This window comes from Burkholderia sp. PAMC 28687 (assembly GCF_001577465.1).
Lineage (GTDB): Bacteria > Pseudomonadota > Gammaproteobacteria > Burkholderiales > Burkholderiaceae > Caballeronia.
In genome coordinates, this window is the sequence record NZ_CP014506.1 from 436,620 (window position 1) to 460,095 (window position 23,476).

Consider the following 23,476-nt stretch of genomic DNA (forward strand, 5'->3'; position numbering starts at 1 on the left):
TACTGGAGTCCATACACGGCATCGGAGACCCGAGATGGATTTCGAGCAGCAATTGACGCAGTGGCGGCACTGGTTTCATCGTGTGCCGGAGACCGGGTTCGAGGAACACGAGACGAGTGTGTTCGCGGCCGGCGTGCTCGAAGGTCTTGGGCTGGAGGTGACGCGGGGTATCGGCGGGACCGGGTTTGTCGCGAACCTTGTTTGCGGCGACGGGCCCGGCGTGATCGGCCTGCGTGCCGAGATGGATGCGCTGAATATCCACGAGCAGGCGCCTGAGCGCGCCCATGCATCGGTTCATGCGGGGAAGTCGCATGCATGCGGTCACGACGGCCATATGAGCATGGTTCTCGGCGCCGCGAAGTTGCTGTGCGAGCGGCGCGACTTCGACGGCACGGTGCGCTTTATCTTCCAGCCGGCGGAAGAACACGGGAAGGGCGCGAAGGCGATGATCGCCGACAAGCTTTTCGAACGTTTTCCCGTCGATGAAATCTACGGCGTTCATAACATTCCAGGGCTTCGCGCAGGCACCATATCGACGCGCGCCGGTGGAATCATGGCGAGCGAAGACAACTTCGTAATCCGCGTCAACGGGCGTGGCGGCCACGCGGCACGACCGCATATGACGATCGACCCGATTGTGATTGCGGCGGAAATCGTGCTGGCGTTGCAGACGGTCGTATCGAGAAGCGTGGAGCCGGGCGTGCCTGCGGTCGTTTCCTGCACCGAGCTTTTCACCGATGGCATCCGCAACGCGATTCCCGGCGAGGTGGTGATCAAGGGCGATACGCGCAGCTATACGCCCGAGGTTCAAAGGCTGCTGGAGCAGCGCATGCGTAGCGTGTGCGAAGGCATCTGTGCTGCGCACGGCGCGCAATGCACGTTCGAATACACGCATGAGTTCGTGCCGACCGTCAACACGCCTTCATGCGTTGCGACCGCGATTGCAGCGGCCACGGCTATTGTGGGTGCAGACAAGGTAGACAGCAACGTCGCACCGTTGATGATCTCCGAAGACTTCGGCGCGTTCCTCGAAGTGGTGCCGGGCAACTTTGCGTTTATCGGTAATGGTGCCGGAGGCGAAGCCGGTGCGACTCCGCTACACAACGCACGATACGACTTCAACGACGCCATCCTGTCCACCGGCGCGCGCTATTTTGCGGAGATCGTGCGTTTGAAATTACCCGTTGAAAACGTCCAGAGGACAGTCTGATGCTTCAAATCAACGCCAATGCGCGCCGCAATGACTACGACGATTCGCTTCGCCAGATTCTCAACATCCATGCCGCCGATGAAAGCCGCGCGTGGTTATCGGCATGGGACGGGTTGAACGCGGGACCGACGCCTCTTTGGGACTTGCCGGATCTTGCCTCAAGGCTGGGAGTGGGATCGATTCGCGTGAAGGACGAAGGGCATCGATCGCCGTTGGGGAGTTTCAAGGCGCTTGGTGCGCCGATCGCATTGATGCGGCTGATTAAAAGGCTCTTCCAGGGCCACGATCTTGACGCTGCAAAACTGATCGATAGACACTATACGACGCTGCTGCGCAACCTCACCGTGATCAGCGCAACCGATGGCAACCATGGCCGCGCATTGGCCGCGGCGGCGCGCAGTATCGGTTGCCGATGTGTGATCGTGTTGCACAAGCACGTGAACGATGAACGGCGGCTGGCAATCGCAGCACTCGGCGCGGAGATCGTGCAGATCGAGGGCAACTATGACGAGTCGGTGAAGGAAGCCGCGCGGCTTGCGAAGAAAAATGCCTGGCACGTCGTGTCCGATACCTCGTACGACGGTTACGAAACGATTCCGCGCGACGTGATGCAGGGTTATGGAACCATCGCTGCGGAAGCAATCGAACAAAACGATGGCCGGCCCTATACGCATGTGTTCATTCAAGGCGGGGTGGGTGGATTGGCTGCCGGGGTGACCAGCTATTTTGCAGAGCGCGACGGTGAGCAACGGCCGCGTTTCATCATCGTGGAGCCCGATCAGGCCGAGTGTCTTTATCAAAGCGTGCTTCGAGGACATGCAGCCCATGCAACGGGTTCCGTGGATTCGGTCATGGCCGGACTCGCATGCGGAGAAACGTCGCCGCTGGCGTGGCGCTTTCTGAGCGTTCTCGCCGACGCGTTCATGACCGTGTCAGACGAAACCGCCATCGAAGCCATGCGCATTCTTGCTGCCGGTTCAACGCGGGATATTCCCGTCGTGGCGGGAGAGTCCGGAGCGGCTGGACTTGCGGGATTGATTCAAGCAACTGGCAACGCAAAAGAGCGCGTTGCGCTTGCACTCGATGAGCATTCGCACGTGCTCTTGCTGAATACTGAAGGCGCAACCGCGCCAGCGTTGTATCGGCAATTGACGTCGTTGCGCGCAGAGGACGTGCTCCACGCGCAACGACAATGGCAAGGTGCTCAAGCTACGACGGTGACATTCGGATCGGCGGCATCGAACGCGGCTGTTCTATCCGCTGCCGGCGGATAAATCCACTCGGTACAGATCTGGCGCTTGAGCGCTTTCGCTTCGTTGCCAACGAGCTTGATCTGCCTGTCCCATCCTTCCGTGAAGACCGCGCCCCACGACCCGAGATCGAGACACGTCACATAAACCGGTTGACGATAAGGTAGAGGCTCGCTGCCAAGCATGTCGGCCGCCACGTTATGTCCCGCGAACCGGCCCATGTTCATTGCATGCTGGCATGACATGAGCGCGTGATTGCCGAGGTCGTCGGTGGTGGCAAAAGCGACGTCGCCGGCGGCGAATACATCGTCCACTCCCAGCACGCGCAAGTTCGCATCCACGTGTAGACGCCCGAGCGGATCGCGCTCGGCGTTGAGTTGTTTCGTCAGCGAATTGGCGCGCATGCCTGCTGTCCAGATCACCGTCTTCGCCTCGATACGCTCGCCGTCCGACGTAACGATGCCATCAGTATCGATACTGCTCACCGCAACGTTCAGATGCACCTCGATGCCGAGTCCGGTCAACGCCTGCTCAATAGCCGGCCGCGGCCCGGCGCCCAGGTCCGGACCCACCGCGCCCGCTTGCTCGATCACGATCACCCTGACTGCAGTGTTCGCGCCCAGGAACGAACGCAAGCGTTCGGGCAATTCCGTCGCGATTTCGATCCCGGTGAAACCCGCGCCTACGACAACAACCGTATTTCGCGCGGACGAATCAGGCTGATTGGCGAGGCCACGCAGATGCTCTTCCAGACGCGCGGCGTCGCTGATCTGATCGATGCTGAACGCGGCCGTGTCCAGGCCAGGAACGCGCGGACGAAACAGCGCGCTGCCGCTGGCGAGCACCAGCCTGTCGTAGTGCACGGTGAATGTGCTGCCGTCCGCATTCACTGCTTCGACAGTGTGATCCGCGGCCTTGATATCGCGCACGCTGCCTTGGATGAAGCGGACGCCGGTTGCATCGAAGAGCGGCAACAGCGGCGCTTTCAGACCAAGCGGGTTGGTTTCATGAAGGCGCGGGCGAACATGCAACTGGGGTTCGGGCGCAATCAAGGCAACTTCGATGGGCTCGCCGTTCGTATTCGCGGCATCGATCAAACGAGCTGCGCCAAGCGCGCTCCACATGCCGGCGAAGCCGGCGCCTATCACCAGAATTCTCTTGGGACTATCAGTCATTTTTCGCTTTCAATTCGTTAATCGGGTCGCCGTAATTTCCTGCGATATCTACGACTGTACAAGTCGTAGATAGATCTTGCAAGTGCGATGATGTCGCACATCGATCCGAATATTGCATGTTGCTATATGGAGAGATAGCCATCAGGAATATGCAGAATGACGCGATTTTCATCGCTGAGAAGACGAGCATTGCCTCCCGCCTCCGGATGGAATAGAATGCCTAAACTAGGATTTGATGAGTCGGAGATGGAATGAGTCACATCAGTTCAGGCGTCGAGTACGCGCTGCATTGCCTGCTGTATCTGACCGACGCGCCGGCTGGTGTCAGCGAGGCGAGCGTGCGGGATCTGGCGGAACTGCAGGGATTGTCGGTGGATTACGTGGCGAAGCTTTTCACCAAGCTTCATAAGGCCGGCTTGACGGTCGCTACCGAAGGCGCACGTGGAGGATTTACGCTCGCGCGTCCTGCCGAACGCATCACAGTGCTTGACGTGGTGCAAGCCATCGACGGACCCAAGCCGCTTTTCGATTGCCGCGAGATTCGCGCGCGCTGCGCGATTTTCGGCGATACCGCTCCCAAGTGGGCCACAAGCGGCACATGTTCCATTCATGCGGTCATGATCGAGGCGGAGAAGAGCATGCAAGAGGTGCTCGAAGCGCAGACACTCGCGGGACTCGCGGCGCGCACCGTGGCGAAAGCGCCGCGCACGTATCACGCCGAGATCGTCAATTGGATCGACAAACGCGCCGCAAGCTAAAGCGCTGGTCTTCAAACACCGACGCTAGTCCGAAAATCCATCCTCGAACGTCTTGCGCAAATACGATACAAACGCCGTCACCGCGCGTGGCACGTGGGAAGCATACGGACGTACCACATAAAGCTGCTCTGCAAAAACGCCGGTAGGTTGCCAATCGGGCAACAGGCGCACGAGTTGACCGGCGCGTAGCGCGGCTTGGGCGCTGAAGTCAGGGACCAGTGCAACGCCGAGATCATCGAGGGCGGCGTCGCGCAGGGTCTCGCTGTTATTCGCCGAGAAAGGTCCGTTGATAGGCACCGTGACGCGTCCCGTAGCGGACTTGCGCCCGGTCGTGCGTTCGAAGGTCCACGCGGGGGCCTCTTGCGCGCGCGGGTAAAAGAGGCAATCGTGCGCGGCCAGTTCCTGCGGCGTCGAAGGCGTGCCACGACGCTTCAAATACGCGCGTGTCGCCACGATCACCGAACGCGTCTTGCACAGCGTCCAGGCAACATGTGTTTCGGGTGCGACGGCGCTGTGTCGAATCGCGAGATCGAAACCCTCGCTCGCGAGCGAGCTGATCCTGTCCGATACTTCCAGTTGCACGCGCACTTCAGGGTTTGCCCTTAGAAACGCCGATAAATGCGGCACGAGTTGCTGCCGCGCAAAGGCAACCGGAGCAGTCACACGCAGCTCTCCACGTGCAATTCCTGCCGAATCGCGTACGCCCGCAAAGCTCTGCGCAATGCCTTCGTACTGCCCGCGCGTTTGATCGACAAGACGTTGTCCTGCCTCCGTCAGCCGCACACTGCGCGTGGTGCGCTGCACCAACGACACACCTGCGGCGCGCTCCAGTTCGACTATTCTTTGACTCATGGCCGCCTTGCTCACGCCAAGCCGTGTGGCTGCGCGCGTATAGCTGCCTTGCTGCGCGAGGATTGTCAGCCAGTAGAGATGCGTCCAGAGAGACTCGACTCGTTGCGTTTCCATATACCCATTGTTCACCATAGAAAACAATCATTTCAATCATAACGTCTTTGCAGACGTGTTCCGGGTTCTTACACTCGACAGACTTCCACCAAACCAATCAGGTGCCTCATCATGCAAAGCTTCAGCGATCGCGCGGACGTCGGCCATTTCATTCAAGGCCGTCGTGTACCCGGCACGGGAATGCGCACCCAGCCGATCTTCAACCCGGCAACGGGCGCCGAAGCGCGCACGCTGCACCTGGGTGATGTTGCGGATGTCGACGCAGCCGTCGCGAGCGCGAAGAAAGCGTTTGCCGGCTGGAGCGAAACCCCGCCGATTCGCCGCGCACGCGTGATGCTGCGTTTCCTCGAGTTGATGAACAAGCATCGCGACGATCTTGCCGCGATCATCACGGCCGAACACGGCAAGGTTTTCAGCGACGCGCAGGGTGAGGTGTCGCGCGGTATCGATGTGATCGAGTTTGCTTGCGGTATTCCCCAACTCCTGAAGGGCGATTTCACGGAGCAGGTGTCGACAGGTATCGATAACTGGACCACGCGTCAGGCGCTGGGCGTCGTTGCCGGAATCACGCCGTTCAACTTCCCTTGCATGGTGCCGTGCTGGATGTTCCCGGTCGCGATTGCAGCGGGCAATTGCTTCATCTTGAAGCCGAGCGAACGCGATCCGTCGGCATCGTTATTCATGGCGGGGTTGTTAAAGGAAGCCGGTTTGCCCGATGGCGTGTTCAGCGTCGTGCAGGGTGACAAGGTCGTGGTCGATGCGCTGCTCGTGCATCCCGATGTGAAGGCCATCAGCTTCGTGGGTTCCACGCCGATTGCGAACTACATCTATCAGACCGGTGCGCAGCACGGCAAGCGCGTGCAGGCGCTGGGCGGCGCGAAGAATCACATGGTCGTGATGCCGGATGCCGATCTGGATCAGGCTATCGATGCACTGGTCGGCGCGGGTTATGGATCAGCCGGCGAGCGTTGCATGGCGATTTCGGTTGCGGTGCTCGTGGGCGATGTCGCTGACAAGTTGATTCCGCGGCTTGCCGAGCGGGCGCGTTCGCTGATCGTGAAGAACGGCATGGAAGCCGATGCCGAGATGGGCCCGATCGTGACCCGTCAGGCGCTGGAACGCATTGAAGGGTATATCGCGCTGGGTGTGGAGGAGGGCGCTTCACTGGTCGTCGACGGACGTGGTTTCAAGGTGCCGGGGCACGAGGAAGGCTTCTTTACCGGCGGCACGCTGTTCGATAACGTGACACCCGAGATGCGCATCTATAAGGAAGAGATTTTTGGTCCGGTGCTGGCCTGCGTGCGGGTCAAGGACTTTACCGAAGCTGTCGATCTGATCAACGCCCACGAGTTTGGGAATGGCGTGGCCTGCTATACACGTGATGGCCACGTTGCACGTGAGTTCGGTCGGCGTATTGAAGTCGGGATGGTGGGGATCAATGTGCCTATTCCTGTGCCGATGGCCTGGCACGGGTTCGGTGGCTGGAAGCGCAGCCTTTTCGGCGATATGCACGCTTACGGCGAGGAAGGGGTGCGGTTCTACACGCGGCAGAAATCGATCATGCAACGGTGGCCGGAGAGCACCGAGAAGGGCGCCGAGTTTGCGATGCCTACGAGTAAGTAAGGGGGTTGGTTTGTAGCCCGGGGCCGGCTCTGATGGTTGGGGGCGGTGCCGGGTTGCTGCAATTTAGGCTTTCGCGCGGTCGTTGTTAGTTGCATGTCCTCCGCCAACCCCAAGCACCCCTCATCCGTTTTGGCTAAACTCAAAAATCGCCGCACACGTGCGGCAGCCACTTCCCGAGTCTTACGCCATCCATGAACACGCCCACCGTTTATCCCGTCGTATCGTGGCATGCCCACGTCTACTTCAACGCTTCGACCCGCGACGCCGCCTGGCAACTTCGCGAGGAAATCACTAGCCGCTTGGGCGACATCCTCCAGCTCGGACGCTTTCACGAGAAACCTGTCGGTCCGCATCCGCAGTGGTCGTATCAGCTCGCGTTCGAGCCCGGCCAGTTCGCCGTTATCGTGGAATGGCTCACGCTGAATCACGGTTCACTCGATGTCTTCATCCATCCCAATACCGGCAACGCACTTCGTGATCATCGCGATGCCGCCGTCTGGATCGGACACTCGCACGAACTGGTGCTCGGCAGCCTGATGTAATCGCCTAGCCACCCGCTCGCGCTTGCCGGTATGCGCCCGGGCCCACACCATATGTATCCTTGAATTTCTTGCTGAACGCCGATTCGGATTGATACCCCACGTCGTCGGCTATCTCCGCGATGCTCTTCGCCGTTCGCGTCAACAACATTCCCGCGAGCTGCATGCGGATGCGTGTGAGCAAGGTCATCGGCGAGTCTTCGGTCAACGCACCGAACGCTCGCGCGTAAGTCGCGCGTGACATCGCCGATTGCTGTGCCAGCATTTCGATCGTCCACTTCTCCGCAGGCCGCTCCAGCATCGCAATGACCGATGATCCAAGACGCGGATGCGCAAGCAACGCGAGGACGTCCGCTTTCGACGGCTGTTGCGCCAGATGCGCGCGCAGCAGCATCGTGAAAAGCGCAGTGGAAAACGCCGATATGATCGAGTGCGCCCCCGGCCCCGCCTCGCTCGACTCGCGCCGCATCATGCCGACCATGCGCGTCAGATCGGGAACGTCACCGCGCTCGAACGACATTTTCACGATGTCAGGCAGCACATCGATCAGCAACGCATTCGCCGCGTAGTTGAATTTCCCGCATAGCAGATCGAGACTCGCCGCATTCGGCCCGCAGTTCGTGCGCACGGTCACCGCGCCGTTGTAGTGACTCTCCATCTCGCGTGGCACGCTTTGATCCGACGATTCCTCGCCCTGCAGCACATGCGCATCGCCGCGCGGCAACATCACGATATCGCCGGTTTCCAGCCTTACATCCGCCTGTCCGCGAAACTTGAGCAGACAGCTTCCGGCAAGCACGACGTGATACACGGCCTCGCTCGGCGGCGCTGGCGGATGGTCGAGTGTCCATTCGCCGCTCAGGAGGCAGCGCAGATCGAGCGCGCCTTGCAGGCGGGATAACTGGATCAGCCGGTCGAGCGCTTCCATGTAATTACCAGGTAGAAAGGGATGGCGTAGCGATCTTACCAGCGCGTGTTTCAGCGCCATGAGACGCGCGAGCAGTGATTTGAGCCGACTCGACATGGGCTTTCCATGCTGCGAGGTCTACATTTCAGTCACAGCACGGGCGTGGCCCGCGACCAAATTCAAAGGAGCTGAAATGTCTACAGTCGAAAAGTTCGAATACGTATTCCTGGGCGGCGGAAAAGGCGGCAAGACGCTCGCCATGGAACTCGCCAAATCCGGCAAGCGCGTTGCCGTGGTGGAGGAAGGCATGATCGGCGGGTCGTGTATCAACATTGCGTGTATCCCGAGTAAAGCGCTCATTCAAAGCGCACGGATCATGCATGCCGTTCAATCTGCCGACATCCTGCAAGGCGGCGCGCATGACAACAAGGTCGATATGGCGAAGGTGCATCGGTATGTGCGTGACGTTGTGGACGGCATGGTCGATATCAACGCGAAAGCGTTCGCTGCGTCAGGCTTCGATCTGATTCTCGGTACAGGACGTTTCGTGGCGCCCCGCCGCATTCAGGTCGCCATGAACGATGGCAACGAACGTGTGGTGGAAGGCGAACATGTGTTCATCAACACGGGTACATATGCAGCGGTTCCCGACGTCCCCGGTCTGCGCGATGCCAATCCGATGACCCACGTGGAAGCGCTCGCGCTCGACGCCTTGCCGGAACATCTGATCGTGATCGGCGGCGGTTATATCGGGCTGGAAATGGCGCAGGCGTTTCGCCGGCTTGGCAGCAGGGTGACCGTCTTGCAAGAGGCGCCGCGCGTTGCAATGCGCGAGGATGCCGACGTAACCGATGCAATCGAATCCGCGTTCGCGAAAGAAGGAATCGATGTCCGCGTCTCGGTGAAGGCGCTGCGTGTAAGTGGTCGTTCGGGCGATTCGGTGACGGTGGACCTCGCCGATGGTTCGAGCCTCCAAGGTTCGCATATCCTCGTAGCGACGGGACGTGTGCCGCGCACGGCGAACATCGGTCTGGAGGTCGCGGGCGTCGAACTCGATACACGCGGCTTCATCAGGGTCGACGAGCGCCTTGCTACCTCCGCGCCGAACACCTGGGCGATCGGCGAAGTGGCCGGCACGCCGATGTTCACGCACGCATCGTTCGATGACTACCGCGTACTGAAGTCACAACTTGCAGGCGGCACGCTGACCACGCGCGATCGCGAAATTCCGTACGCGTTGTTCATTGAACCGGAACTGGCGCGCGTGGGCTTGAATGAAAGTGATGCGCAACGCCAGGGGATCGCGGTGCGCGTCGCCAAATTGCCGATGGCCGGCATCCCGCGCGCCCGCACGACGGGCGACACGCAGGGCTTCATGAAAGCTGTCGTAGCGGCGGATTCGGACCGCATCCTGGGTTTCACTATGTTCGGTTCGAATGCGGGCGAAGTCGTGGCCGTGGTGCAAATGGCGATGCTCGGCAAGCTTCCGTACACCGCGTTGAGGGACGCGATCCTCGCGCATCCGACTATCGCAGAAGGGCTGAATCTGTTGTTCGCGAAGGTGCCGGAACGGGCGTAAAAAGCTACCTGCGTACGGGTCCCGTCGATGCGCGTTGCACCAGCACAGGTTGGGGCGCAACGCGCATCGGCGCGTCCTGGTCGCGGCCGCCGCTTTCTATCAGCGCTTCGAGCAATTCGACGGCCATTGCGGCGGCGGCATCGGTGGGAACGGCTATGGTCGACAAACCCGGCCGCGATTCCCGTGCGAGCTGAATATCGGTGATGCCGATCACCGACAGGTCCTGCGGAATCCGCATGCCGCGATCGGCGGCGGCGTGCATCGCACCGAGCGCGGGCAGGTCGTTGGTCGCGAAGAGGGCGGTGAGGTCCGGCTGTGCGCTCAGCAAATCGCAAGCGGCATCGTAGCCATGTTGCACTTCATCGCGCGTAAAACGCACGTCCTCTTCCAAGTGCGCAACGCCGGCCTCGTGCAACGTGTGGCAAAACCCTTCGTAGCGCGCGGCCTGCACACCGTCACGCTGGCTTGCGACGATTGCGCCTATGCGTGTGTGCCCCAGGTCCAGCAAGTGTTGCGCGGCGAGCGTTCCCGCTGCAAAAAAATCGACCGCCACACAAGGCACTCCCGGCGATACATTCGGCCGTTCCCACATGCACAACACAATCGGCGTGCCGCGCGCGAGGGTCTTCTCGAGGTCCTCGAAGTCGAGTTTCGCGTTCATCACCAGCACGCCTTCCGACAACGTCCCCGCAATCTGATCGAGATACGCACGCGCAATCACCGGATCTTCGTTGGTGTTGCACACAATCAGAAAGCGGCCGTTCTTGCGCGCCGCGCGTTCGGCGGCGAGCGCGAATTCCGGATAAAACGGATTCGCGATGCTCGACACCATCAGCGCGAGCGTCGGCGCGCTGCCTTCGGCAAGTGCGCGCGCAGTCAGATGCGGCCGATACCCCAATGCATCCACTGCATCGAGCACACGTTGCCGCGTCGCCTCGCCGACCTTGCCGCGCTTGCGCAGTACGTTCGATACGGTAGCGGGCGTGACGCCTGCGCGCGCGGCAACTTCGGCCAAAGTGGTCATCGAATCTCTAGGGGAAGGGTTAACGCGAGTCAGAACGTCGCCTAAGTTCCGCGAACGCACGGTTATGTGCAAGCATCGTCGCCATGTCTCATATTTTGGGATGGCTTCCCGGCATTTGTATAATTCCGGGGAGACGGCTAGATTTGCGTCCAAGGCAGTTCAAAAACACAAAGACGGAGACAGCCAGACAAGGCGATCCTGTACAGGGATCGTTTTTCACCGGCGGAAGGTTAAGCGCTTAACCTTCTTTTGTCTCCTCGGTAAAACACGGAGACGTCGGCATGGCGAGCATCTCTTTACGGTCAGTTCAGAAAGCGTACGGCGATCACGCGCCGGTGATCCGCGATGTGGATCTGGAAATCGGCGCGCATGAGTTCTGCGTGTTCCTGGGTCCTTCGGGATGCGGGAAATCGACGCTGCTGCGCATGATCGCCGGTCTCGAGGACATCACGGACGGCGATCTTTATATAGATGGAAAACTGGTCAACGAGGTGCCTGCCGCGCAACGCGGCGTAGCGATGGTGTTCCAGAGCTACGCGCTCTTTCCGCACATGACGGTCTACCAGAACATGGCGTTCGGGTTGACGCTCGCGAAGACGCCGAAAGACGTCATCGACAAGAAGGTGAGGGAAGCTGCTCGCGTACTGCAACTCGACGCCTTGCTCGAAAGACGGCCCAAAGAGTTATCGGGCGGACAACGTCAGCGCGTGGCGATCGGCCGCGCGATCGTGCGCAGCCCGAGCGTGTTTCTCTTCGACGAACCCCTTTCCAATCTCGACGCCACGCTTCGCGGACAAACGCGCGTGGAGATCGCGCGGCTGCATAAACAGTTCGATAAAGCCAGCGTCGTCTACGTGACGCACGATCAGATCGAAGCCATGACGCTGGCCGACAAGATCGTGTTGCTGCACGCCGGCGCCGATACCGCGAAGTACGGCAGCATCGCGCAAGTGGGGGCGCCGCTCGAGTTGTATCACCGGCCGAAGAGCCGCTTCGTGGCTGGGTTTATTGGCTCGCCGCGAATGAATTTCCTGCCCGCGCGCGTGGTCTCGGGCAATGCGGAAAGCGTGTTGATCGCGCTCGACGGCACCAGCGAACAACTCGAAGTCCAGGCAAACGGCGATGCGTTGACGCCGGGCCAGACCATCACGCTCGGCATTCGTCCGGAGCATCTTGAACCGATCGCAAGCAACGCGTCAAAACAGCAGATCACGCGCACGGTGTCGCTCGTCGAACAGCTTGGCGAGCACAGCTATCTGCATCTGGAGCAAGCCGGCGGCGTGGTTCTGATTGCCAAGGCGCCAGGCGACAGGACGCCGAAACAAGGCGAGAACGTCGCGTTCAATGTGCCGGCCGCCTGCTGTCATCTTTTCACCGAGGACGGCTTCGCCGTCACGTCGGCCGTCATTCCCCACTTTGCGTAGGAGCGCTTCGCATGCGTCTTGGAGTCTGTTATTACCCGGAACACTGGTCCGTATCGATGTGGAAAGACGATGCGGCGCGCATGAAGGCGCTGGGCATCGACCGTGTCCGGATCGCCGAATTCGCGTGGAGCCGGATCGAACCGTCGCCGGGTGAATATCAATGGGACTGGCTTGATCAGGCGATCGATACGCTCGCCGATGCAGGCCTGAAAGTCGTCATGTGCACGCCGACCGCAACGCCGCCGAAGTGGCTGATCGACCGTCATCCGGACATCTTGCCCATAGGCGCCGATGGCCGTCCGCGTGCATTCGGCTCGCGCCGTCATTACGATTTTTCGTCGCCTTCGTACTTCGAGGCATCGCAGAAAATCTGCACGGCGGTTGCCAAGCGATACGGCAAGCATCCAGCCGTCGCGTTCTGGCAAACGGATAACGAGTACGGCTGCCACAACACGGTGGTCAGTTATTCGCCGGCTGCACTGCAGCGCTTCCGGGCGTGGCTCAAGCAACGCTACGCAACCATCGACGCGCTCAACACCGCGTGGGGCACGGTCTTCTGGAGCATGGAATACCGCAACTTCGACGAGATCGATCTGCCGGTCGCGACCGTGACGGAAGCGCATCCGTCTCACCGGCTGGATTTCCGCCGCTTCTCCTCCGATGAAGTCGTGCGTTTCAACCGCATGCAAACTGACATCATCCGTGCGCATTCGCCGGAGCGTCCGGTCGCGCACAACTTCATGCAGCTCTTTACGGAATTCGATCACTACAAGGTGGCCGCGGACCTGGACATCGCGACGTGGGACAGCTATCCGCTGGGTGCGCTCGAAGAGCAGTGGTTCGACCCGTCGATCAAGGCAAAGTGGCTGCGTACCGGGCATCCGGATTTCGCATCGTTTAATCACGATGTGTATCGCGGGATGTCGAAGCTGCCGTTCTGGGTGATGGAGCAACAGCCCGGACCGGTGAACTGGGCGCACTGGAATCCGGCGCCGCTGCCGGGCATGGTGAAGCTGTGGAGCTGGGAAGCGTTCGCGCATGGCGCGGGATGCGTTTCGTATTTCCGCTGGCGGCAGGCGCCGTTCGCGCAGGAGCAAATGCATGCGGGTTTGAATACGCCCGATAACCAGCTGGATCTGGGTGGCGAGGAGGCGTCGCTGGTCGCGAAGGAGATAGATCGTGTCGTGACAGAAGACGGCGAGCTGCCGGTCGACGCGAAGGTCGCACTGGTCTGGGACTACGAAGCGAAGTGGCTGTTCGAGATTCATCCGCAAGGCGTCGATTTCCACTATCCGCGATTCGCGTTCGAGTACTACAGCGCGTTGCGAAGCCTGGGACTGGACGTCGATATCGTGCCGGCCGACGCGCCCCTGGACAAGTACAAGCTGATCGTGGTGCCGCCGCTGCCGGTCGTGCCTGACGACTTTGCCGCGAGGCTTGCCGCAAGCGGTGCGCAAGTCGTGCTGGGACCACGCACGGGATCGAAGACGCAGAATCTCACCATTCCCGATGCGTTGCCGCCCGGCGCAGAACTCGCCCAGTTGATTCCAATGCGCGTCTGGCGCGTTGAATCGATGCGTCCCAACGTGACCGAGAAGGTCGGGCAACGCGGCGAAAGCCGTCACTGGCGTGACCTGATTGAAGCGGGCGAAGGCGTGCAGATCGAGAGCAACTTCGCCGATGGTCATCCCGCGATCCTGCGTCATGGATCGATCCGTTACCTTGCGAGTCTCTTCGACGACGCCCTGACGCAATCGATCTTCCAGGATGCGGCGAAAGCAGCGGGACTCGATGCAGAACCGCTGCCCGAAGGCATTCGCATTAGCCGGCGCGGGCCGCTTACGTATCTCTTCAATTACAACTCAACGGCTCACAGAATCACTGATGCAGCCAGCTTCATAGTCGGGCAGGAGGAAGTAGAACCGCAAGGCGTCGCGATTTACAAAGCAAACAACACTCATCAATGAGGAGACACGCATGAAAATTTTCACTGGTAATGGAATGCGCAACGGATTGACCGGCGTCGCTCTGGCCGTTGCGCTGGCTACAGCGAGCATTGCGCAAGCAGGAACGCTCACCGTGAACATCGCGTTCAAGGGGGCAAGCCAGCGCACGGTCTGGCAACAGACCTTCGATGCCTTCAAGAAGGCGCATCCGGATATCGACGTGAAGGTGTCCTTCGTCGATGAAGAAGCGTACAAGGTCCAGCTTCCCGGCTGGCTCTCGACTGTCGCGCCGGATATCGTGAACTGGCACAACGGCGAACGCATGGCGTATTACGCGAAGCGCGGGCTGTTTGAAGACCTGACGCCGGACTGGAAGAAGAACAACTGGGACGCCATGTATGCGTCGACGAAAGAATCGTCCACGTATAACGGCAAGCAGTACTCTGCGCCGACCGTGTACTACTCGTGGGGCATGTTCTACAGGAAGGACTTGTTCCAGAAGGCCGGCATCGCCGCCGAGCCGAAAACCTGGCCCGAATTCCTCGACGCCTGCAAGAAACTCCAGGCCGCGGGCATTGCGCCGGTCGCGGTCGCCGGCCGCGATGCATGGACGCTTGCGGGCTGGTTCGATTACCTCGACTTGCGCATCAACGGCAACGCGTTCCATCAGAAGCTGATGGCAGGCGACGTGCCTTATACCGACCCGCGCGTGAAGAAGGTCTATACCGCATGGAAGGAGCTGATCGACAACAAGGTCTTTATCGACAACTCGCTCTCTTACGATCTTGACGCCGTGCAGCCGTTCCTGTTCCAGGGCAAGGCCGCGATGATGCTGATGGGCACGTTCATCACCGCCGGCTTCCCGCAGAACATCAAGCCGCAGATGGGCTACTTCCAGTTCCCGATCATCGACAGCAATGTGCCGACCGCCGAAGATGGTCCGGTGGAGTCGCTGCACATTCCGTCGAAGGCGAAGAACAAGGCGGACGCCCATACGTTCCTGGCTTTTGTGGAGACACCCGAGATCAGCGCGCAGCTCGCAAAGGGTCTTGGCTCCCTGCCGGCGAACAGCAAGGCGCCGGAACCGGACGATCCCATTTCGAAGATCGGTTTCCAGATCTTGTCGCAGACGAAGGGCGGCATCGCGCAATTCTATGACCGCGACATGACCAAGGAAATGGCCGATGAAGGCATGAAGGGCATGCAGCAGTTCGTCTCCGATCCGACGAAACTCGATGCAATCCTGGCGCAGCTCGAAACCACGCGTAAGCGCATTTACAAGAAGTGATGCGGGACGGCGGCCCGCGTGCGACGGGCCGCCTTTTTGAAGGACAGGGAGCACTGTATGTCTGAAACCCTCAGCGTTGCGGCGGCCAAACCGAAGCGTCGCAAGCGGATGTCGGCAACTGCGCGGCAGCAGCGGCTGGCCGCGTTCCTGTTCCTGGCGCCGGCGTGCATCATGGTCGCGATCTACGTGATCTGGCCGATCATTTCCAGTGTCACACTCAGTTTCTACAACTGGGACGGGATGACGGAGAAGACCTTCGCGGGCTTCGATAACTACATCGAATTGTTCCATGCTCCGACGTTCTATACGGCGCTCAAGAACAATGTGCTGTGGCTGATCCTGTTCCTGCTCGCGCCGCCGATGGGTCTTGCCGTCGCGTTGTATCTGAACCAGGCGGTGCGCGGCATTCGCGTGGTGAAGTCGCTGTTTTTCGCGCCGTTCGTGTTGTCGGGCGTTGTGGTCGGCCTGATGTTCAGCTGGTTCTACGACCCGACCTTCGGCTTGCTGAAGGTCATTCTCGGGCATGGCGTGCCCGTACTCGGCGACGCACGATACGTCACCTTCGGCATCATCTTCGCGGCGCTCTGGCCGCAGACCGCGTATTGCATGATCCTGTACCTGACCGGCCTCACATCGCTCAACTCCGAGCAGATCGAGGCGGCGCGCATGGAAGGCGCGAAGGGCTGGACCATGTTGTGGCACGTGATCCTGCCGCAACTCCGGCCGACCACGTTCATGGCGATCGTGGTAACGATCATCGGCGCGTTGCGCAGTTTCGATCTGATCTCCGTCATGAGCGGCGGTGGTCCGTACGAGAGCTCGACCGTGCTCGCCTATTACATGTACGACCAGGCGATCAAGTATTACCGCATTGGTTATTCGGCCGCGATTGCCGTCGTGCTGTTCGCCATCATGATGGTGTACATCGTTTATCACTTGCGCAGAATGCTGCGGACCGAACGTTAAGAAGTCAGGAGCGCACTATGTTTCCAATGCCCGTCGCCAAATGGAAGCCCGTCAACCGGGCGCTTTACAAGCTGTCGTTGCCGGTTGCGCTCGTGATCTGGCTGTTGCCGCTGATCGCGGTGATGGTCACCTCCATTCGTTCCTCCGATGAACTCGTCGAAGGCAACTACTGGGGCTGGCCACGGCACTTTTCCCTGATAGCCAATTACAGCGATGCACTGACGACATCGCCCATGCTCCACTACTTGTGGAACAGCGTGCTGATCACGGTGCCGTCGGTGATCGGGTCGATCGTACTTGCATCGATGGCCGGCTTTGCGCTGGCCATCTACAACTTTCGCGGCAACACGGCGTTGTTTGCGACCTTCGTCGCGGGCAACTTCGTGCCTATCCAGATCCTGATGATTCCCGTGCGCGATTTGTCGTTGCAGCTTGGCATCTTCAACACGGTCGGCGCGCTGATCCTCTTTCATATCTCGTTCCAGACCGGATTTTGCGCGCTGTTCCTGCGCAACTTCATCAAGCAATTGCCGTTCGAACTGGTCGAGGCGGCGCGCATTGAAGGCGCGAACGAGTGGACGGTTTTCTTTCGAATCGTGCTGCCGTTGATTCGACCGGCTTTGGCGGCGCTCGCCATTCTTGTCTTCACGTTCGTCTGGAACGATTACTTCTGGGCGTTGTGTCTCACGCAGGGCGACGAGGCTGCGCCAATCACGGTCGGCGTGGCCGCGCTCAAGGGGCAATGGGTGACGGCGTGGAACCTGGTGTCGGCGGGGTCGATCCTGGCCGCGTTGCCGTCGGTCATCATGTTCTTCGCGATGCAACGGCATTTCGTGGCCGGACTGACATTCGGTGCGACCAAGGGCTAAGAAGACTTATCTCGACGCCGACGGGTCCGCCGGCGGTTCTGCATACGAATTGATCTATCTGTTTTCATAAATTTTTACAATGGAAAGATACATTGACGATCGCGTTAAATCGCGTCAGAATATTTCCACTGTAAAGATTAAGCGGTTTCATTTCGGATTTCACGCGGCCGACGGCTGCGATCAAGGAGAGGCTCATGTCTATCGAAGCGATTTTGCACGGCACACCGGTTTGGGTCTGGATTCTATTGGCCTATCTGCTTTCACGCGGTTTCAAGGCGATGAAAGGCGGCACCGCGCCGCTCACTAAACTGGCGATCGTGCCCGTCATTTTCACCGGCTGGGGTTTGCTGAACCTGTTCAAGGAACCGGCTGCAGGATGGAATACCGGACTCGCCTGGGTTCTCGGCGCGGTGTTCGGAATCGGGATTGGCGTCGTGCTGGCTCGCCGCTCCGGAATGACGGTGGATCGTGCGCTGAAGACGGTCACGCTGCCGGGGTCGGTGCTGCCGCTAGTGCTGATGCTGCTGACGTTCGTATCGAAGTTCTGGCTGGGTGTCGAGTTGGCGGTCATGCACGCCGGGCCGGATTCGATGTATGTGGTGCTCGGGGGTCTGGTGTCCGGGCTGGTCGCCGGGATCTTTGCGGGGCGTTTCTTGATGTATTGCCTCGCGTTCCGGCCGGTATCGGCAGCGACGATGGGAGAGCGCGCCTGAGCTGAAGCCAAGGCGACTGTTTTCAATCGGCTTTGCGCCGCACCGGATTGGGAAGCCCAAGCTTTGATGGCACGCTCGCACCCGTGCCAGTGAATATCGCCTGGGCCGCGGATGCGCGGTTCAGTTCATCCGATGCCGAATTCGGCAACGCAATCGTGATGAAAAAGACAGCCAGCATGGCAATGAGTATGGATGCCAGCCATGTGGTGACGTGAATCATGGAGTTTCTCCAGGGTCAGGTTCGAGCGCTCGGGATGACAAGAGCAATGAGCGCGCCACGAACGGTCATCTTCAGAATAGACGAGCGCGGCGCTTGGCGCAGCCCTACTTACGCAGGGTGCCGCGAAGCGGAGTCCTGACTCGGCAAATGCGCAAATCCCTGTGAAATCGACCATGCGCGGCCTATAACTCAAGATGCAGGGCGCACCGACCGCTTCACTTGACTCCACTTCACGCCTGTCTGCCCTGCGACAATTTGGCGAAGCACATACAGAAAAGTGGCGAGCTGCTCAGGAAAGCTCCCGGGTGACGCGCCTGGTTTCGAGGAGCATCGAAATGAAAACCCGTTTGTTTTTTCTAAGCAGCGCACTGCTGATTGCAATGTCGGGAAGCGCTGTCGCACAGGACAGTCAGCAGGACATCCAGCAATATTCCCAGCCCCAGGTTCGCCCGAGCGGCCAGGCTGGCGTCCTGCACGACGCGAACACCTCGGCGCAGGCCACGTCCGACACATCGTATGGCGGCATGCCCGATACACGCAGCGCCACGAGCAGCATGTCGCGCCCGCGCCAATGCGTGGGCGGTTCAGTGCAATGCGATGTTTTCTTTGGTCACTGACCGGATACCTTGCTGAAGTCGGTGTCGAGCCGGGCAAGCGAACTTGAAATATGCGCGCGGTTGTCCTTGATCCACGTGTCCTCATAGGCCACGCGCGCATTCGCTTCTTTCAGCATCCGCGCCATTTCGACGGGCTGCGGCCCGCCCGTGGTCGCGCGGTCGTTCACGATCGCCACCGGGTTGAGCGTCGAGCGGAACTCCGCTTCGCTCATTGGCAGATCGCCGGCATAGGGTGTGCCCGCGACCGTCTGCGTGTAGATGCGCTGTGCATCGGCGTAAGGGAAGTCGAGCGGCTTGATGTCCTTTTGCCGCGCGTATTCCACCACGTTCGACGCGAAATGATGGCCGACGCGGAACGGCAATTTGTACTTGCGCATGAGTATATCGGCAACTTCCTGCGATGCGGTCCAGTCGCTGTTGAGTTCTTCGAGCGCGCGCTCCGGGTTGATCACGAGCGAATTCATCACTTCGTTCCAGCCCTTGAGCGCGTCGATACCGCTTTCGATCATCTCCGTATTCGCCTTCACGTCCTTCGCATCGCTCATGCCGGGCGGCAGGTTATGCGCCTGCATGACAACGCCCTCGGCCTGCGATATTGCCGTCGATGCATCCGTGCGCGTGCGGATCAGCAGTCCCGGATTGCGCTTTTGCGGCATCGCGCTCGAGACATACGTGTTCGCGCCGCCTTCCTGCAACAGGATCCACGGACGCGATTCGGCGTATTGCGTCATCACGTCCTGGATGAAACTGCCGGTATGCAGCGCCACGCTCGTGACGATCGCGCCGGCTTCGACGGGTTCATCGACGGAAGAAATCTGCGACGCGTCGTAGGCGTTATCGACGATTGCATTGAAGCCGAGATACTTCGCCATGCGCTCGCGGTCCAGCGGCCAGCTTGTGCCGTTCAGGACGGTCGTGCCCATCGATGAACGGTCCACACGTTTGTACGCTTCGCGGATTCGCTGTGCATCGCGGTCGAGGCCTGCAACAAAGCCGAGCAGATAGTGGCCGTAGCTGTTGGGCTGGGCGGCCACGCCGTTCGTGTAGTTCGGCACGACGGTGGCCTTGTACTTATCGGCGAGACGCACGATGGTCGCGGTCGTCGTGTTGAGCTGGTCGGCAAGGTTGAGCAGGTCGTCGCGCAGGATGGCCGAGCGGTAGGTGGCGTGCATGTCCTGGCTCGAACGTCCGGCGTGCAGCAGCGTGATGTCCTCGCCCGCGGCCTTGATGAGGAGCGGCTCGAACGTGATCACCGTCTTCGGGCGCTTGGCGCCGGGCTGGTTTCCATCCGCGATCACCTTGGCCACGCCCGCGGCGAGACGCGGGGCCATGGATTTGTCGAGCAGGCCTTCGTCCGTGTTGATGACAACGGTCGCCTTGTTGATTTCGCCAAGCCAGAAGAATTCGTCGTGTGGCGGGATCTGTTGTGCAAATGCCGGCGAAGCGCAAAGCAGAACGGCTGCGGGGAATGCCCAGCCATGCAGTCTCATGATAGGAATGGTCGCGGGTTGGGAAGCCGCGATTATAAAAGCGCCGTTATCTTCACCTACTGGTGACGAGTTTCAATCCCGGCGGCAACGATTCGCCGAACACGCGGCCTTCGTCGGCGTTATCGAGTTCCACGACTTCACTGACCATTTCGCCCCAGCTTTTTGGCGCGCCCGCATTGTCCAGCCGATGAACCACGCGCACCCGGAGGTCTTCAGGCAGATCGCGCGAACGGTCGCCGGTCAAACGCGCGATCTGCGCCGCGGCGAACGCGGCCGGTTCGACCTTCTTCCAGTCGAGCGCGACAATTCGTTCAAGCCACTGCGCCGCGATATCCGGCGGCACCACGCCATGTGCGCTGCCATAGAACGGCCGGCGCGCGCCGATGCGCCCGATCGCCCACCATCCCTGATGGTTCCCGGATGGCTTGTCGAGCCGCGCGAACAGCTTTTGCGCGGCGTCGATCTTTCGCGCGACCGGCACGCGTTCAAGCGATGCCGCAAGGCGCACCATATCGGCGTAACCGGTTTTCGATGCATCGAAGGGCGCCTTGGTTTTCGTTCGCGACGCGGCGATGGACTGCACGTAGTCGACGGCATCGAGCACGGCGACTTGTTCGGCCTCGCCCAAGCCGCCCGCCGCGCGGCGCCACAAGGTCCACCATTCGGACCAGACCTGGGCGTCGTTCAGGTACTGGATGCCGTCATCGAAAAGGGACCAGAGTTGCTCGACGCGCCATTCATCGAGCGGATAACCGAAACCCGGGCGCAGGCAATAACCGGCGAGGTTCAGCCACAGGCGCTCGTGATCGGCGGAACGCCGCCGCCGCCGGGCGCGTTCCCACAGCGCGCCGAACAGTTCGCGAAGGAGCGCGCTGTCCCATGTATCGCGCGGACCGAGCAGATGTTCGAGTTGCGCGCGCAGGCGCTTGACTTCCTTCGGGTCGACATTGTGGGCACGGTCGCCGAATGCGCGGTCGATCTGCTCGATGGCTTTTTCATACGCTGGATGGAGGACTTCTCCCACCGTGGTGCCGGCTGAAGCTTCGCGGCGTAGCTGGAATTCGAGCTGCCAGCGCTTTGACGGGTCCGCCTCGTCGATGCAATGCACCTCCAGCGTCCCGACCTCCGTCAGCGACGCCGAAAGCTGCACCGGCGTCTCGCGCGGACCTTTGGCCGAGCGCGGCTGGACCACGGTGGCTATGGGCGGAAGGCGGACGAAGTCGCTTTGGGAAAGATCGACGAGCTCGCCAGGCTGATAGGCCCTGTCTCCGGTCGATGAAACCAGATGAAACCGCACCGGATGTCCAAGCAGCAGCGTGAATACACGATCCTGTAAAAATACTTCACGGCCTTCTTCCGTGCCGCGCGGCAAGAGGCAGATGCCTTGCTGGTTTTTGCGCTCGCCGCCGCTTTCATCTTCGAGCACGAGGAAATAGCTGCGCGCCGCGCCGCCGCCGATGCGAGGTCCGATTCCACCCCGCGCAAGTCCATATGCCACGGCGCCGCGTGCGACGGCGACATCGGGGTTGTCGTTGTGCAGCGCATGCAGCGGTTTGCCGCGCCATGAGCCGAGGGTATCGGCAAGACGCTCGACGAGCGCATGCGCGCGGAACACGCCGCCGTTGAGCAGCAGCGTATCGGGGACGGGCAGCGTTTCAGTATCCGCTTCGGCTCCGGCTTCGGCTACGGGCGAACCCAGCGCATCGCGCGATTGCGCCGCGTGCTGATTCAGGAACGCCGCGATATGCCGCGTGATTCCGGCATCGCTTGCATAGGGCAGTCCGAATTCGACGATCGCGCTGCGCAAACGCCGCGGCCGCTCGCTCGATGCAACCAGCGGGAAAAATCCATCGACGATGATCTGCCCGGCTTCCCGCCGCGTCACTTCCACCGAACGCGCGCCACCGATCATCCGCGAGCCCGCGCCAAGCAGCGTGATCGACAGGGTCTCGGGCGCATTCGCACCCAGAAGCTGCTCCTTGGCGGCGCGGCACCGCTCGACCAGTTGCGACAGACTCACCGCAGACAAACGGGCAGGCGCGGTCACCATCCGCGTTTCGACGAGATGCGCGAGCGCGAGATCCATGTTGTCGCCGCCGAGCATCAGATGATTGCCGACCCCGATCCGCGTCAGCTCCGGCTCGCCGTCCTTCAGCTCGACCTTGATCAGCGTGAGGTCGGTCGTGCCGCCGCCGACATCGCAAATGAGGACGAGACGGGTGTGGGCCAACTCGGTATCGAGCGTGGCGCGATGCTGGAACAGCCAGTCGTAGAACGCCGCTTGCGGTTCTTCGAGCAGGCGCAATCCCGGCAGACCGGCTATTCGGGCCGCTTCCAGAGTGAGGGCGCGGGCGCCGTCGTCGAAGGAAGCGGGCACGGTCAGCACCACGTCCTGGTCTTCGAGGCGCGCGTGCGGGAAATGTGCATTCCACGCGGCGCGCACGTGCGCCAAGTAACTCGCACTCGCCGTAACAGGCGAGATCCTGCCTGTGTCATCCGGCGCGCCCCACGGCAGGATCGGCGCAACGCGATCCACCGATGCATGCGACAACCAGCTTTTGGCGCTCGCCACGAGCCGTCCCGGCACTTGCGCACCGAGCGTACGCGCAAGCCGGCCAATCACCGCTTGCGGACCTTCGGCCGGGTTGGCGTCGCCCCAAGGTAGTCGAAGGTCGCCGGGATCGAGCTCGCCCGGCGCCGGGTGGTATCGCGCGGATGGCAGCAGCGGCCGTGCCGCGACTTCGCCGGGACTCACGAGCTGGTCGATATCGAAGACGCGGATCGCCTTCGCCCCGTCCTTGGCCGAGGCGTCCGCATACGCCACGACCGTATTGCTCGTGCCGAGATCGATCCCGACGATGTATTGCTTCATTGACGTCGCTTCATTGGCGCATATCGGCACTTATCGGCAC

General features: G+C 60.8%; 20 protein-coding genes. 13 read left to right on the forward strand and 7 right to left on the reverse strand.

The genetic code is table 11. The annotated features are described in order from the left end of the window. The first annotated feature begins 34 nt into the window (after window positions 1–34). A complete protein-coding gene (locus AX768_RS17340; RefSeq protein ID WP_062001362.1) occupies window positions 35–1,210 on the forward strand; it encodes a M20 aminoacylase family protein in 1,176 nt (391 codons plus the stop codon). After that, a complete protein-coding gene (locus tag AX768_RS17345) occupies window positions 1,210–2,484 on the forward strand; it encodes a diaminopropionate ammonia-lyase (RefSeq protein ID WP_082778913.1) in 1,275 nt (424 codons plus the stop codon). Before AX768_RS17340 ends, AX768_RS17345 begins: the two co-directional genes overlap by 1 nt. On the opposite strand, the gene AX768_RS17350 is transcribed toward AX768_RS17345, so the two are convergent. Continuing rightward, the gene (locus AX768_RS17350; protein ID WP_062001363.1) at window positions 2,415–3,635 is read right to left on the reverse strand and encodes an NAD(P)/FAD-dependent oxidoreductase; all 1,221 of its coding nucleotides are present in this window, start codon (window positions 3,633–3,635) and stop codon (window positions 2,415–2,417) included. The two genes, AX768_RS17345 and AX768_RS17350, sit on opposite strands and share 70 nt — an antisense overlap. A 251-nt stretch (window positions 3,636–3,886) precedes the next feature. Here AX768_RS17350 and AX768_RS17355 point away from each other — a divergent pair, with 251 nt between their 5' ends. Beyond that, a complete protein-coding gene (locus tag AX768_RS17355; protein ID WP_062001364.1) occupies window positions 3,887–4,393 on the forward strand; it encodes an RrF2 family transcriptional regulator in 507 nt (168 codons plus the stop codon). Window positions 4,394–4,417: 24 nt separating this feature from the next. Here the strand turns inward: AX768_RS17355 and AX768_RS17360 are convergent, their stop codons facing one another. Beyond that, a complete protein-coding gene (locus AX768_RS17360) occupies window positions 4,418–5,359 on the reverse strand; it encodes a LysR family transcriptional regulator (RefSeq protein ID WP_062002295.1) in 942 nt (313 codons plus the stop codon). 111 nt (window positions 5,360–5,470) lie between these two features. Here AX768_RS17360 and AX768_RS17365 point away from each other — a divergent pair, with 111 nt between their 5' ends. Beyond that, window positions 5,471–6,982 (forward strand): CoA-acylating methylmalonate-semialdehyde dehydrogenase, encoded by a 1,512-nt coding sequence (locus AX768_RS17365; protein WP_062001365.1) that lies wholly within the window; start codon window positions 5,471–5,473, stop codon window positions 6,980–6,982. A 191-nt stretch (window positions 6,983–7,173) separates the two neighbouring features. Next, on the forward strand, window positions 7,174–7,524 hold the full coding sequence (locus AX768_RS17370) for a DOPA 4,5-dioxygenase family protein (protein ID WP_062001366.1): 351 nt from the start codon (window positions 7,174–7,176) through the stop codon (window positions 7,522–7,524). A 4-nt stretch (window positions 7,525–7,528) separates the two neighbouring features. Here the strand turns inward: AX768_RS17370 and AX768_RS17375 are convergent, their stop codons facing one another. Next, complete coding sequence (locus tag AX768_RS17375) at window positions 7,529–8,545, reverse strand: AraC family transcriptional regulator (protein ID WP_231941500.1); 1,017 nt, start codon at window positions 8,543–8,545, stop codon at window positions 7,529–7,531. 76 nt (window positions 8,546–8,621) lie between these two features. Here AX768_RS17375 and AX768_RS17380 point away from each other — a divergent pair, with 76 nt between their 5' ends. After that, window positions 8,622–10,007, forward strand: coding sequence for a dihydrolipoyl dehydrogenase family protein (locus tag AX768_RS17380; RefSeq protein WP_062001368.1), 1,386 nt, complete (start codon window positions 8,622–8,624; stop codon window positions 10,005–10,007). A gap of 4 nt (window positions 10,008–10,011) precedes the next feature. On the opposite strand, the gene AX768_RS17385 is transcribed toward AX768_RS17380, so the two are convergent. Beyond that, entirely contained in the window at window positions 10,012–11,031 is a 1,020-nt protein-coding gene (locus AX768_RS17385) for a LacI family DNA-binding transcriptional regulator (RefSeq protein WP_062001369.1), read from the reverse strand. Between the two features lie 281 nt (window positions 11,032–11,312). On the opposite strand from AX768_RS17385, the gene AX768_RS17390 reads away from it, so the two are divergent. The 6 genes from AX768_RS17390 to AX768_RS17415 all read left to right on the forward strand — a co-directional run bounded on the left by AX768_RS17390 (window position 11,313) and on the right by AX768_RS17415 (window position 18,237). After that, the gene (locus AX768_RS17390) at window positions 11,313–12,455 is read left to right on the forward strand and encodes an ABC transporter ATP-binding protein (RefSeq protein ID WP_062001370.1); all 1,143 of its coding nucleotides are present in this window, start codon (window positions 11,313–11,315) and stop codon (window positions 12,453–12,455) included. 11 nt (window positions 12,456–12,466) lie between these two features. After that, a complete protein-coding gene (locus tag AX768_RS17395; protein WP_062001371.1) occupies window positions 12,467–14,422 on the forward strand; it encodes a beta-galactosidase in 1,956 nt (651 codons plus the stop codon). A 34-nt stretch (window positions 14,423–14,456) separates the two neighbouring features. Continuing rightward, window positions 14,457–15,689 (forward strand): ABC transporter substrate-binding protein, encoded by a 1,233-nt coding sequence (locus AX768_RS17400; RefSeq protein ID WP_086381577.1) that lies wholly within the window; start codon window positions 14,457–14,459, stop codon window positions 15,687–15,689. A gap of 57 nt (window positions 15,690–15,746) precedes the next feature. After that, window positions 15,747–16,655 (forward strand): carbohydrate ABC transporter permease, encoded by a 909-nt coding sequence (locus AX768_RS17405; RefSeq protein WP_062001373.1) that lies wholly within the window; start codon window positions 15,747–15,749, stop codon window positions 16,653–16,655. Between the two features lie 17 nt (window positions 16,656–16,672). Then, window positions 16,673–17,524: a carbohydrate ABC transporter permease gene (locus AX768_RS17410; RefSeq protein WP_062001374.1), complete on the forward strand. Its 852-nt coding sequence runs from the start codon at window positions 16,673–16,675 to the stop codon at window positions 17,522–17,524. Between the two features lie 194 nt (window positions 17,525–17,718). Beyond that, window positions 17,719–18,237, forward strand: a complete 519-nt coding sequence (locus AX768_RS17415; RefSeq protein ID WP_062001375.1) for a DUF6622 family protein — start codon at window positions 17,719–17,721, stop codon at window positions 18,235–18,237. 22 nt (window positions 18,238–18,259) lie between these two features. Here the strand turns inward: AX768_RS17415 and AX768_RS17420 are convergent, their stop codons facing one another. Further along, window positions 18,260–18,457 (reverse strand): hypothetical protein, encoded by a 198-nt coding sequence (locus AX768_RS17420; RefSeq protein ID WP_062001376.1) that lies wholly within the window; start codon window positions 18,455–18,457, stop codon window positions 18,260–18,262. A gap of 335 nt (window positions 18,458–18,792) precedes the next feature. Here AX768_RS17420 and AX768_RS17425 point away from each other — a divergent pair, with 335 nt between their 5' ends. After that, window positions 18,793–19,074 carry a hypothetical protein gene (locus tag AX768_RS17425; protein ID WP_062001377.1) on the forward strand — a complete coding sequence of 94 codons (282 nt, stop codon included), beginning with the start codon at window positions 18,793–18,795 and terminating at the stop codon, window positions 19,072–19,074. On the opposite strand, the gene AX768_RS17430 is transcribed toward AX768_RS17425, so the two are convergent. Together AX768_RS17430 and AX768_RS17435 are read right to left on the reverse strand one after the other, a co-directional pair. Further along, entirely contained in the window at window positions 19,068–20,564 is a 1,497-nt protein-coding gene (locus AX768_RS17430) for an argininosuccinate lyase (protein WP_062001378.1), read from the reverse strand. The two genes, AX768_RS17425 and AX768_RS17430, sit on opposite strands and share 7 nt — an antisense overlap. A gap of 52 nt (window positions 20,565–20,616) precedes the next feature. Then, a complete protein-coding gene (locus tag AX768_RS17435; RefSeq protein ID WP_062001379.1) occupies window positions 20,617–23,436 on the reverse strand; it encodes an Hsp70 family protein in 2,820 nt (939 codons plus the stop codon). Window positions 23,437–23,476 lie beyond the last annotated feature (40 nt).

Bases quoted from the DNA above. Each gene is read 5' to 3' on its own strand.
- AX768_RS17340 (WP_062001362.1), top strand. From the start codon at position 35: ATGGATTTCGAGCAGCAATTGACGCAGTGGCGGCACTGGTTTCATCGT.
- AX768_RS17345 (WP_082778913.1), top strand. From the start codon at position 1,210: ATGCTTCAAATCAACGCCAATGCGCGCCGCAATGACTACGACGATTCG.
- AX768_RS17350 (WP_062001363.1), bottom strand. From the start codon at position 3,635: ATGACTGATAGTCCCAAGAGAATTCTGGTGATAGGCGCCGGCTTCGCC.
- AX768_RS17355 (WP_062001364.1), top strand. From the start codon at position 3,887: ATGAGTCACATCAGTTCAGGCGTCGAGTACGCGCTGCATTGCCTGCTG.
- AX768_RS17360 (WP_062002295.1), bottom strand. From the start codon at position 5,359: ATGGAAACGCAACGAGTCGAGTCTCTCTGGACGCATCTCTACTGGCTG.
- AX768_RS17365 (WP_062001365.1), top strand. From the start codon at position 5,471: ATGCAAAGCTTCAGCGATCGCGCGGACGTCGGCCATTTCATTCAAGGC.
- AX768_RS17370 (WP_062001366.1), top strand. From the start codon at position 7,174: ATGAACACGCCCACCGTTTATCCCGTCGTATCGTGGCATGCCCACGTC.
- AX768_RS17375 (WP_231941500.1), bottom strand. From the start codon at position 8,545: ATGTCGAGTCGGCTCAAATCACTGCTCGCGCGTCTCATGGCGCTGAAA.
- AX768_RS17380 (WP_062001368.1), top strand. From the start codon at position 8,622: ATGTCTACAGTCGAAAAGTTCGAATACGTATTCCTGGGCGGCGGAAAA.
- AX768_RS17385 (WP_062001369.1), bottom strand. From the start codon at position 11,031: ATGACCACTTTGGCCGAAGTTGCCGCGCGCGCAGGCGTCACGCCCGCT.
- AX768_RS17390 (WP_062001370.1), top strand. From the start codon at position 11,313: ATGGCGAGCATCTCTTTACGGTCAGTTCAGAAAGCGTACGGCGATCAC.
- AX768_RS17395 (WP_062001371.1), top strand. From the start codon at position 12,467: ATGCGTCTTGGAGTCTGTTATTACCCGGAACACTGGTCCGTATCGATG.
- AX768_RS17400 (WP_086381577.1), top strand. From the start codon at position 14,457: ATGCGCAACGGATTGACCGGCGTCGCTCTGGCCGTTGCGCTGGCTACA.
- AX768_RS17405 (WP_062001373.1), top strand. From the start codon at position 15,747: ATGTCTGAAACCCTCAGCGTTGCGGCGGCCAAACCGAAGCGTCGCAAG.
- AX768_RS17410 (WP_062001374.1), top strand. From the start codon at position 16,673: ATGTTTCCAATGCCCGTCGCCAAATGGAAGCCCGTCAACCGGGCGCTT.
- AX768_RS17415 (WP_062001375.1), top strand. From the start codon at position 17,719: ATGTCTATCGAAGCGATTTTGCACGGCACACCGGTTTGGGTCTGGATT.
- AX768_RS17420 (WP_062001376.1), bottom strand. From the start codon at position 18,457: ATGATTCACGTCACCACATGGCTGGCATCCATACTCATTGCCATGCTG.
- AX768_RS17425 (WP_062001377.1), top strand. From the start codon at position 18,793: ATGAAAACCCGTTTGTTTTTTCTAAGCAGCGCACTGCTGATTGCAATG.
- AX768_RS17430 (WP_062001378.1), bottom strand. From the start codon at position 20,564: ATGAGACTGCATGGCTGGGCATTCCCCGCAGCCGTTCTGCTTTGCGCT.
- AX768_RS17435 (WP_062001379.1), bottom strand. From the start codon at position 23,436: ATGAAGCAATACATCGTCGGGATCGATCTCGGCACGAGCAATACGGTC.